Here is a 15,616-nt window from a genome sequence, read left to right as displayed (position 1 = left end):
AATCTCCACATTTCGGATTAAGTGCGTTTGTGAACATTCGGCAAACACGTCTTAACGGCCGGGATCTCCGTGGGAAATTTCGCCGAGTCACCTTTCTCGCAGTATCGGTAGCCAGGAAGGAACGGCTGTGCGAATCTCCCGTCCCATTGTCTCGGCGCTGGCAGTGGGGGCCCTGGTGTCCGCCCTCGCGGCCTGCGGATCCGACGCGAAGCCCGCCGCCGAGTCGAAAGAGATCAAGGTGGGGCTCCTCCACTCGCTCAGCGGCACGATGGCGATCAGCGAGGTCACCGTCCGCGACGCCGAGCTGCTCGCGATCGACGAGATCAACAAGGCGGGCGGCGTGCTGGGCAAGAAGCTCGTTCCCGTGGTCGAGGACGGCGCCTCCGACTGGCCCACGTTCGCGGAGAAGGCGACGAAGCTGATCAGGCAGGACAAGGTCGCCACCGTCTTCGGCGGCTGGACCTCGGCCAGCAGGAAGGCCATGCTGCCGGTCTTCGAGCGTTACAAGGCGCTGCTGTGGTATCCGGTGCAGTACGAGGGGCTGGAGAGCTCGCCGTACATCTTCTACACGGGCGCCACCACCAACCAGCAGATCATCCCGGGCCTGGACTACCTGAAGGAGCAGGGCAAGAAGAAGTTGTTCCTGGTGGGCAGCGACTACGTCTTCCCGCGCACCGCCAACAAGATCATCAAGGCGTACGCGGCGGCGAACGGGATGGAGATCCTCGGCGAGGAGTACACCCCGCTGGGCCACACCGAATACTCCACCCTCGTCAACAAGGTCATGCAGGCCAAGCCGGACGCGGTCTTCAACACGCTCAACGGCGACAGCAACGTGGCCTTCTTCAAACAGCTCAAGAGCGCGGGCGCCTCGGCCCAGACCATGCCGGTGCTGTCGGTGAGCATCGCCGAGGAGGAGGTCACCGGCATCGGCGTGGACAACATCGTGGGCCAGCCGGTCGCCTGGAATTACTACCAGACCACCGACACCCCGGCCAACGACGCCTTCGTCAAGGCGTACAAGGCCAAGTACGGGCAGAACAAGGTCACCTCCGACCCCATGGAGGCCGGGTACAACGCGGTCTACCTGTGGGCCGAGGCGGTCAAGAAGGCGGGCACGACCGAGGTCGAGGCGGTCAAGAAGGCCGCGCCCGGCATCTCACTCGAACGCCCTGAGGGCCAGGTCACGATCGACGGCGAGAACCAGCACATGTACAAGACCGCCCGCATCGGCGTCATCCAGCCCGACGGCCTGATCAAGCAGGTGTGGGACTCCGGCAAGCCGATCAAGCCGGACCCGTACCTCAAGGGTTACTCCTGGGCGGCCGGCCTGGCGGCGGGCAAGTGATGTCGGCCTTCGTCAACCAGCTCCCCATCGGGCTGTCCATCGGGGCGGTGCTGCTGCTCATCGCGCTCGGGCTGACGTTCACGTTCGGGCAGATGGGCGTGATCAACATGGCGCACGGCGAGTTCATCATGGCGGGGGCGTACACCGCGTTCCTGCTGCAGGACCTCGTGCTGGCGCTGCCGGTGGCGTTCCTGGTGGCCGGCGTCATGGGGCTGATCCTCGAGCGGGCCGCCATCAGGCACTTCTACGGCCGGCCGCTGGACACGCTGCTGCTCACCTGGGGCGTGAGCCTGGTGCTGCAGCAGCTCGCCCGCGACCTGTTCGGGGCGCCGAACGTGCAGGTGCCCGCCCCTTCCTGGCTGTCGGGAGGGCTGGGCATCCTGCCCTACAACCGGCTGTTCATCATGGGGCTCGCGGTGGCCGGCGTGGTGGCGGTCTGGCTGTACCTCACCCGCACCGGGCTGGGGCGCAGGACGCAGGCCGTGGTCCAGAACCGGCAACTGGCGGCGACCAGCGGCATCGACACCGGCCGGGTGGACATGCTGACGTTCTTCATCGGGTCCGGGCTGGCGGGGGTGGCCGGGGTGGCGCTGACGCTCATCGGGCCCGTCGGGCCGGCGCTCGGGACGTACTACATCGTGGACGCCTTCCTCGTCGTCGTGGCGGGCGGGCTCGGGCAGCTGCGCGGGGCCGTGTTGGCGGCGATCGGGCTGGGGCTGCTGAACTCCTACGCCGAGTTCTGGTCGGACGCCTCCCTGGCGAAGGTGATCGTGTTCGCCGTGATCATCGCGTTCCTGCAGGTACGGCCGCAGGGCCTGTTCGTGTTGCGGTCGAGGGTGCTCACATGATCAAGAGGAATCTGCCTTTCGCGACCGTGGCCGTGATCGCCCTGGTGGCGGCCCCGCTGCTGCTGGAGCCGTTCCGGCTGGGGCTGCTGGCGAAGTACCTGTGCTACGCGATCGTCGCGCTCGGGATCGGGCTGGCCTGGGGCAAGGGTGGCATGCTCACGCTCGGCCAGGGCGTGTTCTTCGGGCTGGGCGGCTACTCGATGGCGATGTACCTCAAGCTGACCGAGGCCGGCGGCGGGCTGCCCGACTTCATGGTGTGGAGCGGGGTGGAGCGGCTGCCCGCGCTGTGGGCGCCGTTCGCCAACCCGGTCTTCGCCCTCGCCATGGCCGTGGTGGGGCCCGTGGTGATCGCGCTGATCCTGGGCACGCTGGTGTTCAGGCAGCGCGTACGGGGCGCGTACTTCGCGATCCTCACCCAGGCGCTGGCCGCGGCCATGGTGATCCTGCTCGTCGGCCAGCAGGGCCTGACCGGCGGCACCAACGGCATGACCAACTTCTTCGAGCTGTTCGGCCAGGACCTGGCCGAGGACTCCACGCAGCGGCTGCTCTACCTGGTGGTGGCGGGCGTACTCGGGGTCCTCTACCTCGCCACCCGGCAGCTCGTCAACAGCCGCTACGGCCGGCTGCTGGTCGCGGTCAGGGACGGTGAGGACCGGGTGCGCTTCCTCGGCTACGACCCGGCCCTGGTCAAGACCGTCACCTTCGCCGTCTCGGCGGGCATGGCGGGGCTGGCGGGCGCGCTGTTCGTGCCGGTGGTCGGCATCATCTCGCCCGCGCTGCTCGGCGTCGTGCCCTCGCTCGAGCTGGTCGTCGCGGTGGCCGTCGGCGGGCGCCACGCGCTGGCCGGGGCCGTGCTCGGCGCGGTCGTCATGGGGTACGCCAGGACGGCGTTCAGCGAGCAGTTCGCCGACGGCTGGCTCTACCTGCAGGGCGCGCTGTTCATCCTGGTCATGACGCTCGCCCCCAAGGGCATCGTCGGCATAGCGGGGAGGTTGCGACGTGCTCGAGCTACGTGACGTCCAGGTGGTGTTCGACGGGTTCAAGGCACTCGACGGCGTGGACCTGACCGTGCCCGAGGGAGAGCTGCGCTTCCTGATCGGACCCAACGGCGCGGGCAAGACCACGCTGATCGACGTGATCACCGGGCTCACGAAGCCGTCGGCGGGCAGCGTGCGGTTCGGCGAGCACGACCTGGTCGGCAAGAAGGAGCACCGGATCGTCCGGCTGGGCGTCGGCCGCACGTTCCAGACGTCGGTCGTATTCGAGGAGCTCACCGTGGTCGAGAACCTCGACCTCGCGGCCAGCTTCCGCCGGCCCCTGTGGTCGCTGGCCCGGCGCCGCAAGGGCGTGTCGGCGGCCGTCGAGGAGGCCCTGGCCAGGACCGGGCTCGAAGAGCTCGCCGAGCGTTCGGCGGGTGTTCTCTCGCACGGCCAGCGCCAGTGGCTGGAGATCGGCATGCTGCTGGCGCAGCGGCCCCGGCTGCTGCTCCTGGACGAGCCGGTGGCGGGCATGTCCGGCGACGAACGCCAGCGCACCGGCGAACTGCTCACCCAGATCGCCGAGGACCACACGGTGATCGTGGTGGAGCACGACATGGAGTTTCTCCGGCGGCACGCCTCGACGGTGACCGTGCTGCACGAGGGCAAGGTGCTCGTGGAGGGGCCGGTGGACAAGGTCAGCGCCGACCCCCGCGTGCAGGAGGTCTACCTGGGGAGGAGGAAGGCGAGCGATGCTGTCGGTAACCGGCCTTGAGTCGGGGTACGGGAGGGCGCGCGTACTGTTCGGGGTCTCGCTGGAGGTCGGGCCAGGGCAGCTCGTGTGCGTCATGGGGCGCAACGGCGTAGGCAAGACGACGCTGCTCAACACCGTCATGGGGGTGCTCCCGGCGACGGCCGGGACGATCACGTTCGAGGGCCGCGACGTGACCAGGCTGAAGCCGCACGAGCGGGTGCGGCTGGGCATGGGGTACGTACCGCAGGGCCATGCCTGCTTCCCCCAGCTCTCGGTCCTGGGCAACCTGCTGGTCACCATGGAGGCCGCCAAGGTGCCGAAGCAGGCAATCGACGAGGCGCTGGACGTCTTCCCCGCGCTCAAGCCGCTGCTCAAGCGGAGCGCGGGGCACCTGTCGGGCGGTCAGCAGCAGCAGCTCGCCATGGCCCGCGCTCTGGTGACCAGGCCCAAGCTGCTCATCCTCGACGAACCGACCGAGGGCATCCAGCCGTCGATCATCCTGGAGATCGAGGCGGCCATCGAGCGGCTGCACGCCTCAGGGCTGGCCGTGCTGCTCGTGGAGCAGTACCTGGACATCGCGCTGCGGCTGGCCGACACGTTCGTCATCCTCGACGGCGGGCACGTCGTGCGCACCGGAGCCGCCGAGGAGCTGCACGGGGAGGAAGTGCGCCGCCTGCTTGCCGTCTGACGCTGAATTCCCGCGCGGGCTTCCTTGTGGAAGCGGCGTAGATCAAAATTGCGTAGTTGATGGCTCCTCTCATTCCCTCCGATCCGCACCGGCTGGGCCGCTACTGGCTGGCCGGGCGGCTCGGCGCCGGTGGCCAGGGCGTGGTGTACGAGGCGTACGGCGAGGCCGGCGAGCGGGTCGCGGTCAAGGTGCCCAGGTTCGACAGCGCCACCGCCAGGGCCAGGCTGGCCAAGGAGGCGTCGGCGGCCCGGCGGGTGGCCTCGTTCTGCACCGCCAGGGTGATCGAGGCGCAGGTGGACGTGGCCGCGCCGTACATCGTCAGCGAGTTCGTCCCGGGGCCGAGCCTGCGCCGGGTGGTCGAGGAGTCAGGGCCGTTCGAGGGGGACCGGCTGCGCCGCCTGGCCATCGGCGTGGCGACCGCGCTGACGGCCATCCATCGGGTCGGGATCGTGCACCGGGATCTGAAACCGGACAACATCATCCTCGGCCCGGACGGGCCACGGGTGATCGACTTCGGGGTGGCCAGGGAGGTGGGGCCGACCACCTCCGGGCCGCTCATGGGGACGCCGCAGTACATGTCGCCCGAACTGTTCCACGGGCGGCGGGCCACCGAGGCGGCCGACGTGTGGGCGTGGGCGATGGTGGTGCTGTTCGCGGCGCGGGGGCGCGACGCGATCAAGGGCGGGGAGCCGGTGGCGGTCATCGCCCGGGTGCTGGGGTTCCGGCCCGGTGCCGACGGTCTGCCCGACCCGCTCGGAGCGCTGGTGGCCGCCGCCCTCGCCGAGGAACCCGCCGATCGGCCCTCCGCCGAGACGGTGCTCCTGCGGCTGGTCGGCGACGGGGAGGGAGATCCCCTCACCCGGGGCGGAACGCTCGCCGGAGAGCTCAGGGGGGCGGCGGCGGAGCCCGATCTCGGGGCCGTCGCCGAGGAGCTCTACGGCGACCTGACGGAGGCCGAGCGGGAGGGCGTGCCCCAGGTCTTCCTGCGGATGATCGACGGTGACTCGCTCAGGCCGGTCGGCCGCGAGGAACTGCCCGAGGCCGCGGCCGTGGACGCGCTGCTCACCGTGTTCGCCGGCGCGGGTCTGGTGGTGCGGAACGGCACCGCGTACGAGCTGGCCCGCCCCGGGCTCGTCCAGGCCTGGCCCAGGCTGCGGGAGTGGGTGGCCGCCAACCGCGAGGGGCTGCGCGTGCACCGCCGCCTGGCCGAGGCGGCGGCGCTGTGGGAGAGCCACGGCAGGAAGCCCGCCGACCTGCTGCACGGCTCCAGCCTCGACCGGACCCTGCGCTGGGCGGCCACCGAGCGCAAGGACCTCACGCTGGCCAGGCGGGAGCGCGAGTTCCTCGACGCGGCGGCCCGGCAGGCCAGGCGGCAGTCCAGGAGGCGCGGCCTGCTGGCGGCGGCCCTGGCCGTGCTGCTGGTGGTCGCGCTCGGCGGGCTCGGGCTGGCCGAGTACCTGCGCAGGGAGTCGAACCGTCAGCGTGACGACGCGCTGGCCAGGGAGCTCACCCTGCGCGCCGCCGACCTGCGGCGGACGGAGCCGCCGCTGGCCCGGCTGCTCGCCGTGGCGGCCTGGCGGCTGAGCCCGTCGCTGCCGGAGACGCGGGGCGCGCTCTACGACTCGCTCTCCGAGCCCATGGCCGACGTCTTCACCGACCCGTACCGGAGCGCGGACTCCGTGTACGGGATCAGCCGCGACGGCCGCACCCTGGTCGCCGTACAAGGGGAGCGGGCCAGGATCTGGGACGTGCCGGCGCACCGGCAGGTCCACGAGATCGACGGGCTGGAGGCGGGCGTGCGCTGGGCCGCGATCAGCCCCGACGGGCGCACTCTGGCACTCCAGTACATGAAGGGCGTACGGCTGTGGGACGTCGTCACGGGCCGCCCGCGTGGCGACTGGTTCGGAGGACAGTCCGGGCTGATGAACGACCTGCAGTTCGACCGGACCGGGAGGCTGCTCGCCCTGCCGAGGCGTCCGTTGAGGGAGGGGCGCTGGTGGGACGTCTCCACCGGCAAGCCGCTCACCACTCCCCAGGGGATCGGACTGGACGCGGTCAGCGCGGACGGCAGGCTCGGCGTGGTCACCCACAGCGGGGAGGGCCGGGCGCAGCTCTGGGACCTCAAGGCGGGCAGGCGGCTGGCCGCCCCATGGCTGCCGCTCAGGGAAGGGATCCTCGACGCCCGGTTCAGCGCCGACGGGCGGGCGCTGGCGCTCACCCATCAGAGGGGCCGCGGTACCGCGGTGACCGTCTACTCGGTGCCGGACGGCGCGGCACTGGTGAACGGCGACTCCGGAACCTTGGTCGAGTTCGGTTTCGGCGACCGGTACGTCGCCACCTGGCAGTGGGGGGACGAGCTGATCATCAGGCGGCGCTCCAACGGGGCCGTCGTGCTGCGGCGGGTCCCGCCCGCGCCCGTCGAGGAGCTCTGCTTCGACGAGGAGCGGCGGGCGCTGCGGCTGCTGAGCGACGGCGGGGTCGTCCGCACGCTGGACGTGTCCATGCTGTTCGACCGGTCGACCAGCGGCGGCGGCGACCAGGACCAGGTGCTGCTCGACCCGTCGGAGCGGGTCCTGGCGGCCAAGGAGCACGGCGCCCTGACGTTGTGGGACGTGGCGACCGGCCGCCCGCTGGCCGCCCCGATCCCGTGGCGGGGCGAGGGGGACGCGATGGCGTTCAGCCGCGACGGCGGCCGGCTGGCCTACGCCGACGGCACCACGGTCCACGTCATCCGGCTGGCCTACGCCGACGGCACCACGGTCCACGTCGTCCGGCTGTCGCAGGGAGCGGAGAGCGGCGGGTTCCGGCTGGCCGCCAAGGACGCGAGCGGGGCCGACTCGCTGGCCTTCAGCCCGGACGGCCGGACCCTCGCGATCTCTCCGTCGGGCGGCGCCGGCGACCTGCCGGTGGAGCTGTACGACCTCCAGCGCGGCACGCCGAGGATCGCCACCGGCCCGGCCCCGGGGCACCTGGCCTTCCGCCCGGACGGCCGCCTGCTGCTGGGCGGCGTGACACCGCACCGCATCGACCCCGCGAAAGCCGTCGAACTGCCTGCGGCGCCGGGGATCGGGCAGCTCGAAGGCCCCTTCGCCTTCAGCCCTGACGGCCGGCAATTGGCGATCTTCGGCACCGACCGGATCAGCCTGTGGAACGGGGACCTCACCGCCAGGCTCGCCGACTTCCCCGCCATGCCCGCGAGCGCCGTCGATCGGGTCGCCGACCTCCCCGCCGTGCGCGTCATCGCGGTCGAGCGGCTCGCCTGGTCACCTGACGGCCGCATGATCGCCGCGTACGAGGGAGGCGCCCGCATCCGCCTCTGGGACGTGCCGGGCCGCCGGATGCTGGGCGTGATCTTCGACGGCCTGCAGTCGACCGAGACCAGCCTCAACGGCTACCTGGCCTTCTCCTCCGACAGCAGCAGGCTCTACAGCGTCACGGCGGACGGCACGGTACGCACGCACGAGCTCGGCGGCGACCGCGTGGCCGCCGCCGTGTGCGGGCGCGCGGGCCGCACCCTCACCGCCCAGGAGTGGTCCCGCTATCTGGGCGGCATCGACCCCTTCCCGCTCTGTCCCTAGGCCGTCCAGGCGCGGGCCGACCTGACGATCTCCTCCAGGTGGTCGCTGTGCGCGCCGCGCCAGTAGACCTGGCCGCACTCCCCGCACCGCCCGTACAGGTCGTAGTTGCGCTCCGTGCCCGCCTCCAGCAGCGCCGCCACCTCGTGCTTGGCGACCGGCTCCAGCTCGCCGTTGCAGGCCGTGCAGCGTGTCCACGGGCGCAGCGGCGGCGTGAAGCGCTCGAGCAGGTCGCGGAGCTGGTCGGCGGGGCGGGAGCCGCGCACGTACGCGCCGAGCCAGAGCGCGCGGCGGCGCAGCAGGCCGCGGTCCTGCGTGAGCAGCACCCGGCGCTCCTCGTTGGCCTGCACCACCAGCGCCGGGTCGTCCATGTCGTTGTGGTAGGCCGCGTCGATGCCGAGCAGGCGCAGCCGCCGCGCCAGCGTGCCCAGGTGCACGTCGAGCAGGAAGCGCGGCTCACCCGGCAGCGGCTGCGGGCGGGGGACCGGGTGCACCTCCACGACGTCGCCCGGCACGAGCTGGTACGAGGGCGGCACGCCGCGGCCGTCCGCGACCATCGGCCCCACCTCGGTCAGCGGGATGCCGAGCGACTCGACGTGGTGGCCCAGCGTCGAGGTGCCGTCCGGCGTCACCCGCTGCCACTCCTGCCGCCGGCTCACCGGCAGGAACATCGTCAGCTCTGAGGCGATGCGCAGGCGTGTGTCCCGTTCGCTCACAAGTCCATTCTGGTGGACCGGCTACCGTGAATTCATGCCGATATCCCGCCGCGCCTTCCTCGGGCTCCCCGTGCTGGCCGCCGGGTGCTCGGCCCCGGGCGGCACGTGGCCCGGGCTGCGGCTGGCGACCGGCGTGGCCGGCGGGATCTACGAGCAGCTCGGCGACGGGATCGCGCAGGAGCTGCGGCGGGTCGGGATCGAGGTGCGGGTGATGAAGACCGCGGCCAGTGTGCAGAACCTGACCATGATGACCGACGGGCGGGCCGACGTGGCGTTCGCGCTGGCCGACAGCGCCGACGACGCCGTGCGGGTGCGCCACCAGCCGGTCTCCGCGCTGGCCAGGGTGTACATGAACTACGTCCACCTGGTGGTGCGCGGGGGCTCCGGCATCGCCGCCGCCAAGGACCTGGCGGGCCGGAGGGTCTCCATCGGACTGGAGGGCTCCGGCACCGCGGTGACCGCCACCCGCGTGCTGGCCGTGGCCGAGCTGACCAGGCCCGCCGCGGTCAGCAGGCTGGGCCTGGACGAGTCGGTCCGGGCGCTGCGTGACGGCGAGATCGAGGCGTTCTTCTGGTCCGGCGGGGTGCCCACGCCCGTCCTGACCTCGCTCGGGGGCGTCGAGCTCGTGCCGCTCGATCCGCTGGTGCCGGTGCTGCGCCGCCGCTTCGGCCCGCTCTACGAGCACGCGCTGGTGCCCGCCGGCGTGTACGGCAGCGGCAAGGCGGTGCCGACCGTCGGCACCCCCAGCTACCTGATGTGCCGGAGCACGCTCCCGGACGACCTGGCGTTCACCATCACCGAGACCGTCTTCCACGCCCGCGACCGCCTCCAGGCCCCGTCGGCGCCGGGCGGGCGGCTGGACATGCGCTACGCCATCGGCACCGGCGTCGTCCCGCTCCACCCGGGCGCCGCCCGCTACTACCGGTCGGTCTACGGCTGAGCCTCAGCCGTCTACGGCTGCCCCTTCAGGCGCAGCTCCACGACCAGGCCGTGCGGCACGGCGGGGAGCAGCGCCAGCGCGGCCCCGCACGTCCTGGCCAGCTCGGCGGCGATGGCCAGGCCCAGGCCGCTGCCCGGCACGTTCGCGTGGGCCCCGGAGCGCCAGAACCGTCCGAGCGCCTCGGAGCGCTCCTCCTCGCTCAGCCCCGGCCCGTCGTCGGCCACCCGGAGCACGCCGTTGTCCAGGGTGACCGTGACGGTGCCGCCCTCGGGCACGAACTTCTGCGCGTTGTCGAGCGCGATGTCCGCGATCCTGGCCGCGGCCTCCGGAACGACCTCCGTTTCGGAGATGTCGGTCACGAGCCGTACGCCCTTGGCCGCGTACACCTCCCGCCACGTCCCCAGCCGCGGCGCGAGCGGGACCTCCTTGCCCTCGACCACCGCTCCCGCCTCCACCCGAGCCAGCGCCAGCAGGTCCTCCACCAGCAGCGCCAGCCGGTCCAGCTCCGCCATCGCCTCCTCGAACTCGGCCGCGCCCTCGCCCTGCAGGTGTGGCTCGAGGTTCTCCAGCCGGAGCCCGAGCACGGTGAGCGGGGTGCGCAGCTCGTGCGAGGCGTCCGCCACGAACGCCCGCTGCCGCTCCATCGCGCTGGAGACCGCGTCGGCCATCGCGTTGAAGCGCTCCTCCAGCCGCCGCAGCTCGGAGGGCCCGGCGCCCGGATGCGCGCGGGCGTCGAGCCTGCCGTGCGCGATGGCCTGCGTGGTGCGGTCGAGCTCGGTGACGGGCCGCAGGATCCAGCGGGCCAGCCGCCGGGCCGCCAGCGCGGAGTACGCCAGCGCCACCAGCGCGCCGAGCGCCAGAGCGCCCCACACCAGCGACACGTCCAGCCGGGCCCGGCCGGTGGGGGCCTCGAGCAGCACCACCCCCGACAGCTGCGCGTCCCGTCCCGCGGGCTCGGCCAGCAGCACCGTGGCCGGGCCGAACGGGCTGATCGTGGGCAGGTCCTCGGTGGTGCGGCCGGACAGCGCGAGGCGGGTCGCCTCCCGGTCGTCGGCGTCGAACCGGCCCACGGTGGCCAGGACGGAGCCGTCGCGGTCGCGTACGCGCACCGCGGCGCCGTACAGCGCGGCGTAGCGGTTGATCTCGGAGATGAGACCCGCGCGGTCGTCCTCCCTGGCCGCCTGGTCGGCCAGCTCCGCGAAGCGGGTGGCGTCGGCGCGGCGGTCGAGGAGGAGGCGGTTGGTGCGGTGGGAGGCATAGGCGAGGCCGAGCGGCACGGCCAGCGCCGCGATGAGGAACACGATCAGCGTGGTGAACGTGACCACCAGGCGGGAGTTCACGCCGTCGAGCCCAGCCGGTAGCCGGTGCCGCGCAGCGTCTCCACCAGGCCGGGGCGGCCGGTCTTGGAGCGCAGGTTGGCCACGTGCACGTCCAGCGACCGGGACGCCGACAGCAGCGGGTCGCCCCAGACCTCGTCGAGGATCTCCTCCCTGCCGCGCACGACACCGGGCTCGCGCGCCAGCATCGCCAGCACGTCGAACTCGCGCCTGGTCAGCGTCACGAGCTCCCCGGCCACCGTGACCTGCCTGGACTCCAGGTCGATGCGGACGTCACCGACGCTGACCACGTCGTCGCGGGCCGGGCGCGGCCTGGTGCCGCGGCGTACCACCGCCTCCATGCGGGCCATCAGCTCGACCGTGCGGAACGGCTTGACCAGGTAGTCGTCGGCTCCTGAGCGCAGCCCGCGCAGCACCTCGCGCTCCTCCGTACGGGCCGTGACCACGATGAGCGGCACCGCCGACACCCGGCGCAGGCGGCGCAGCACGTCGAGCCCGTCCATGTCGGGCAGGCCGAGATCGAGCAGGACGAAGTCGACGCCCCCCGCCAGGCGGAGGGCGTCGACGGCCAGCCCCGCACGGCTGACCTGGTGGCCGTGCCGGGCGAGGGCCGTGGTGAGCGCGGACGCGAGCCGATCGTCGTCCTCGACCAGCAGAACTCGCATACGGTCAGGTTAGACGGAGACCGGCACCGATTCCCCCTGCTCGGACCTGGTCAGCGCCGCATCGCGGGTCTCGCGCATGGTGAGATAGACCACCAGCGAGATCGCCGCGAGCGCGGAGACGTACCAGTAGAAGCCGGACTCGATCTGCGCCTTCTTGAACCAGAGGGCCACGTACTCGGCGGTGCCGCCGAACAGCGCGTTCGCGATCGCGTACGGCAGCGCCACGCCGAGGGCCCGCACCTGGGTGGGGAAGAGCTCGGCCTTGACCACCGCGTTGATCGAGGTGTAGCCGGTCACGATGACCAGCGCGACCAGGGAGAGCACCAGTGCGCCGCCGAACGTGGTGGCGCTGCCCAGCGCGGTCATCAGCGGCACCGTGCCGAGCATCGAGCCGATGCCGAAGGTGATCAGCAGCGGCCGCCGGCCGATCCGGTCCGACAGCGTTCCCGCCAGCGGCTGCAGCAGCATGAAGATGAACAGCGCGCAGAAGCTGACGAGAGCCGCGGTCTCCTTCTCCATACCTGCGGTGTTGACCAGATACTTGGTGAGGTAGGTGGTGTAGGTGTAGTACGCGACCGTGCCACCCATCGTCAGCGCGATGACCAGCAGGGCCTCCTTCTTGTGCGCCCAGAGCTGCCTGATCGTGCCGCGCTCCTCGGAGTGCCTGCTCTCCTCGTCGTGCGCCTCGGTCTCCAGGAGGTTGCGCCGCAGGTAGAACACGACCGCCGCGCCCAGCGCGCCCACGATGAACGGGATGCGCCAGCCGTAGGAGCTGAGCGCCTCCTTCGTCATCGTGTTCTGCAGGATGATCTGCAGGCCGAGGCCGACCAGCTGCCCCGCGGTCATCGACACGTACTGGAAGCTGGAGGCGAAGCCGCGCCTGCCCTGCGGGGTGGCCTCGGTCAGGTACGTGGCGCTGGCCGCGTACTCGCCGCCGACCGACAGGCCCTGCAGCAGGCGGGCCAGCAGCAGGACCAGCGAGCCGAAGGCGCCCGCCGTGGCGTACGTCGGGGCGATGGCGATGAGCAGCGCGCTGGCCGACATCAGCGTCACCGTCAGGGTCAGCGCCGCCTTGCGGCCCTTCCTGTCGGCGAAGCGGCCGAGCAGCCAGCCGCCGACCGGACGCATGAAGAAGCCGACGGCGAAGATGCCCGCGGTGTTGAGCAGCTGTGCGGTCGTGTCGCCCTCGGGGAAGAAGGACGCGGCGAAGTAGACGGCGAAGCTGGAGTAGACGAACCAGTCGTACCACTCGACGAGATTGCCGACCGACCCGCCGATCACTGCCTTCCAGGGCACGCGTGCCTTGCTCACGAAGAACCTCCTGGGGGGAGTAGGTGCAGGTCAGAGCCTCTCCCCAGAAGGATGTTCGGACAAGGGCGCAAGGCCCAGATCTAACGTCCGCTTAACATGCGCGCCATCTCCGGCCTGTAGGGCTCTACAGCGCTAGCCGCCACTCGTTCCACTCGTCGAACAGCTCGAAGCCCATGGCCTCGTTGATGGCCAGCATGTGGGCGTTGGAGGTGGCGTTCCAGGTGATGATCCGCTCCAGGTGGGGCTCGTGCTCGCGCAGCCGGAGCACGTTGGCGAGCTTGAGCAGCAGGCCCAGGCGGTGGCCCCGGTGCTCGGCCAGCACGGCCGTGTCCGCCTGGTGGCCCCAGCCGGTGGAGCGGTCGGCGTAGACGCGCGTGTATCCGGCCGGCGCGCCGTCGGAGTCGCGACGGGCGATCACCGTGTACGCGGTCAGCCCCCGGCGCGGGAGGCTCTCCTCGTGGTGGCGGACGCGGTCGAGGCTGAAGTTCATGTCGTCGATGTCCGCGTCGCGCGGGGCGTCGTTCATGCCGTTCATCAGGGCGGCGAGGTCGGGGAGCCGATCGGGCCCCGCCGGGCCGGTCCAGCTTTCGAGGTGGTAGCCCTCGACGCGGGGGAGCATGCGTTCCAGCGCGTCCCAGTCGGCCTTGCGCAGGTCGAGCGTGCGGCGGGCCTCCATGAGGGAGACCGTCATGCCGTGTGCCACCGCGAAGCGGGCGCCCACGCCGGTGACGGGGGTCTCCGCCAGGAGCAGGGTCCTGCCGTGGGCGCGCAGGCGGTCGAGAACGTGCTCGAACAGCGCCGAGCCGAGCCCCCGGCCGCGCCGCTCCGGGCGTACGACGAGGGGGAAGAGCCAGGCCGTGTGGGTGTTGTCGAGCTGGGGGAGCGATAACCCGTATCCGCCGGCGACCTCGCCGTCCTCGACGACCGCCCACAGCTCGGCCCGCGCGCCCGGCTCGTGCGCGGCGACGTCGTGGCGGAAGCGGGCGAGGGTCATCGTCGGGCCCGGGTCGTCGGTCTTGCCCGCGACGTACGCCTCGTGCAGGCCCGTGACCAGATTTCCCGGCCGGTCGAGATCGATGGGCTGAATCCACATGCGCCCAGCAAATCGCACCGGGAACGACCGGGGCGAGCGAATTTACCGCCGGTGCTCGCCTGCCTTACTGCTGGTAGTTCTCCACCTCGCCGGCCGGGCGGGCGGCGGCGTGGTCGGGATCGTCACCGGCGTTGCGCCTGGCCCGGCGCTGCCTGAGCAGGTCCCAGCACTGGTCGAGCGCGTTCTCCAGCTCCTTGATGCGCGCGTGCTCCTCGTCGGTGGTCACTTCGCCGTTGGTCAGCCTGTCGCGCAGCTCGTGCTCTTCGGTGACCAGATCGCTGATCCTGGTGAGAATCTCGTCGTCCCGCATGCCTGCACTCTAGTCACCGCTCTCGCCCGGCCACTCAGGCGGGGCGTTGGCTCGGGCGGGGCGCTGGCTCGGGCAGGGCGCTGGCTCGGGCAGGGCGGAACGTTAGTGGAAGTACGTGATACAACACGCCCTATGCCTGGTATTGCGCTGGTAAGGAAGCCCGGCCCCCGGATCGCCGAGGGCATCGTGACCCACATCGAGCGCGAGCCGGTCGACCCCGAACGGGCGCTCCACCAGCACGACGCCTACGTGGCCGCGCTGGCCGCCGCCGGTTGGCGGGTCACGTACGTACCGGAGGCCCACGAGCTGCCGGACGCGCCGTTCGTGGAGGACACCGTGGTGGTGTCGGGGCGGCTGGCCGTGCTGACCAGGCCGGGCGCGGAGGCGCGGCGGCCCGAGGTGGAGTCCGTGGCGGCGGCCGTGCGCCGGCTGCGGCTCAAGGCGGTCAGGATCGCGGCGCCCGGCACGCTGGATGGGGGAGACGTGCTGCAGGTCGGCCGCACCGTATACGTCGGGCGGTCGGCGCGCACCAGCGCCGACGGCATCGCCCAGCTCGCCGGCCTGCTGCCGGAGCGCCGGATCGTGCCCGTGGACCTGAACGGCGTGCTGCACCTCAAGTCGGCGGTGACCGCCCTGCCCGACGGGACGCTCATCGGCGACCCGCGCCACGTGGACCTGCCCGGCCTGCTCGAGCCACCGGAGGAGGCGGGGGCGCACGTGGTGCCGCTGGGCGGCGACCGCGTCCTGCTGTCCGCCTCGGCGCCTCGGACCGCCGCGCTCCTCGAGCAGCGCGGACTGAGCGTGACCACGGCGGACATTTCGGAGTTCGAGCGGCTGGAAGGGTGCGTGACCTGCCTCAGCGTCTTGATCGCGGACTGACGGCGTGGCCGCGCTTCTCAGGATCTGAGACCCGGGACGGCGCATCCCAAGACGTCTGGTAGCGTGCATGGCATGCTGCGTGGGCTGCTTCTTAGCTGCCGCGGCGGGGGCCTGTAGGCCGGCTCCCTCGCCGCGGAGCCAGTCATGCGCGTCGGCCGTTCTCATCCGACCGACG

14 protein-coding genes are annotated in these 15,616 nt (G+C 71.8%); 8 read left to right on the top strand and 6 right to left on the bottom strand.

Annotated features, from left to right (window positions below):
- The first annotated feature begins 127 nt into the window (after nucleotides 1-127).
- The 6 genes from urtA to AB0H84_RS22845 are packed head-to-tail and all read left to right on the top strand — an operon-like array spanning nucleotide 128 to nucleotide 8,193.
- Nucleotides 128-1,348, top strand: a complete 1,221-nt coding sequence (urtA, locus tag AB0H84_RS22870) for an urea ABC transporter substrate-binding protein (protein ID WP_357607410.1) — start codon at nucleotides 128-130, stop codon at nucleotides 1,346-1,348.
- Nucleotides 1,348-2,196, top strand: coding sequence for an urea ABC transporter permease subunit UrtB (gene urtB, locus AB0H84_RS22865; RefSeq protein ID WP_344986303.1), 849 nt, complete (start codon nucleotides 1,348-1,350; stop codon nucleotides 2,194-2,196). The genes urtA and urtB overlap by 1 nt, the downstream gene beginning before the upstream one ends.
- Entirely contained in the window at nucleotides 2,193-3,212 is a 1,020-nt protein-coding gene (urtC, locus tag AB0H84_RS22860) for an urea ABC transporter permease subunit UrtC (RefSeq protein WP_357607407.1), read from the top strand. Before urtB ends, urtC begins: the two co-directional genes overlap by 4 nt.
- Entirely contained in the window at nucleotides 3,196-3,948 is a 753-nt protein-coding gene (urtD, locus tag AB0H84_RS22855) for an urea ABC transporter ATP-binding protein UrtD (RefSeq protein WP_357607404.1), read from the top strand. The genes urtC and urtD overlap by 17 nt, the downstream gene beginning before the upstream one ends.
- Nucleotides 3,926-4,615 carry an urea ABC transporter ATP-binding subunit UrtE gene (gene urtE / locus AB0H84_RS22850; protein ID WP_344986298.1) on the top strand — a complete coding sequence of 230 codons (690 nt, stop codon included), beginning with the start codon at nucleotides 3,926-3,928 and terminating at the stop codon, nucleotides 4,613-4,615. The genes urtD and urtE overlap by 23 nt, the downstream gene beginning before the upstream one ends.
- Before the next feature lie 59 nt (nucleotides 4,616-4,674).
- Nucleotides 4,675-8,193 (top strand): serine/threonine-protein kinase, encoded by a 3,519-nt coding sequence (locus AB0H84_RS22845; protein ID WP_357607834.1) that lies wholly within the window; start codon nucleotides 4,675-4,677, stop codon nucleotides 8,191-8,193.
- Here AB0H84_RS22845 and AB0H84_RS22840 read toward each other — a convergent pair.
- Nucleotides 8,190-8,906, bottom strand: coding sequence for a Mut7-C RNAse domain-containing protein (locus AB0H84_RS22840; protein WP_357607403.1), 717 nt, complete (start codon nucleotides 8,904-8,906; stop codon nucleotides 8,190-8,192). The two genes, AB0H84_RS22845 and AB0H84_RS22840, sit on opposite strands and share 4 nt — an antisense overlap.
- Before the next feature lie 34 nt (nucleotides 8,907-8,940).
- Here AB0H84_RS22840 and AB0H84_RS22835 point away from each other — a divergent pair, with 34 nt between their 5' ends.
- Entirely contained in the window at nucleotides 8,941-9,846 is a 906-nt protein-coding gene (locus tag AB0H84_RS22835; protein ID WP_357607400.1) for a TAXI family TRAP transporter solute-binding subunit, read from the top strand.
- Nucleotides 9,847-9,857: 11 nt separating this feature from the next.
- On the opposite strand, the gene AB0H84_RS22830 is transcribed toward AB0H84_RS22835, so the two are convergent.
- The 5 genes from AB0H84_RS22830 to AB0H84_RS22810 form a co-directional block, all read right to left on the bottom strand.
- A complete protein-coding gene (locus AB0H84_RS22830; protein WP_357607397.1) occupies nucleotides 9,858-11,186 on the bottom strand; it encodes a HAMP domain-containing sensor histidine kinase in 1,329 nt (442 codons plus the stop codon).
- Nucleotides 11,183-11,848 carry a response regulator transcription factor gene (locus AB0H84_RS22825; RefSeq protein ID WP_344986292.1) on the bottom strand — a complete coding sequence of 222 codons (666 nt, stop codon included), beginning with the start codon at nucleotides 11,846-11,848 and terminating at the stop codon, nucleotides 11,183-11,185. The genes AB0H84_RS22830 and AB0H84_RS22825 overlap by 4 nt, the downstream gene beginning before the upstream one ends.
- A gap of 9 nt (nucleotides 11,849-11,857) precedes the next feature.
- Nucleotides 11,858-13,159 (bottom strand): MFS transporter, encoded by a 1,302-nt coding sequence (locus AB0H84_RS22820; protein WP_357607394.1) that lies wholly within the window; start codon nucleotides 13,157-13,159, stop codon nucleotides 11,858-11,860.
- Between the two features lie 124 nt (nucleotides 13,160-13,283).
- The gene (locus AB0H84_RS22815) at nucleotides 13,284-14,252 is read right to left on the bottom strand and encodes a GNAT family N-acetyltransferase (protein WP_357607391.1); all 969 of its coding nucleotides are present in this window, start codon (nucleotides 14,250-14,252) and stop codon (nucleotides 13,284-13,286) included.
- A 64-nt stretch (nucleotides 14,253-14,316) separates the two neighbouring features.
- The gene (locus tag AB0H84_RS22810) at nucleotides 14,317-14,562 is read right to left on the bottom strand and encodes a DUF2630 family protein (RefSeq protein WP_357607388.1); all 246 of its coding nucleotides are present in this window, start codon (nucleotides 14,560-14,562) and stop codon (nucleotides 14,317-14,319) included.
- Nucleotides 14,563-14,694: 132 nt separating this feature from the next.
- On the opposite strand from AB0H84_RS22810, the gene ddaH reads away from it, so the two are divergent.
- Nucleotides 14,695-15,441: a dimethylargininase gene (ddaH, locus tag AB0H84_RS22805; protein WP_357607385.1), complete on the top strand. Its 747-nt coding sequence runs from the start codon at nucleotides 14,695-14,697 to the stop codon at nucleotides 15,439-15,441.
- Nucleotides 15,442-15,616: the final 175 nt, after the last annotated feature.

The organism is Nonomuraea sp. NPDC050786 (assembly GCF_040654115.1).
Taxonomy (GTDB): domain Bacteria; phylum Actinomycetota; class Actinomycetes; order Streptosporangiales; family Streptosporangiaceae; genus Nonomuraea.
This window is presented reverse-complemented; position numbering and strand designations above follow the sequence as displayed.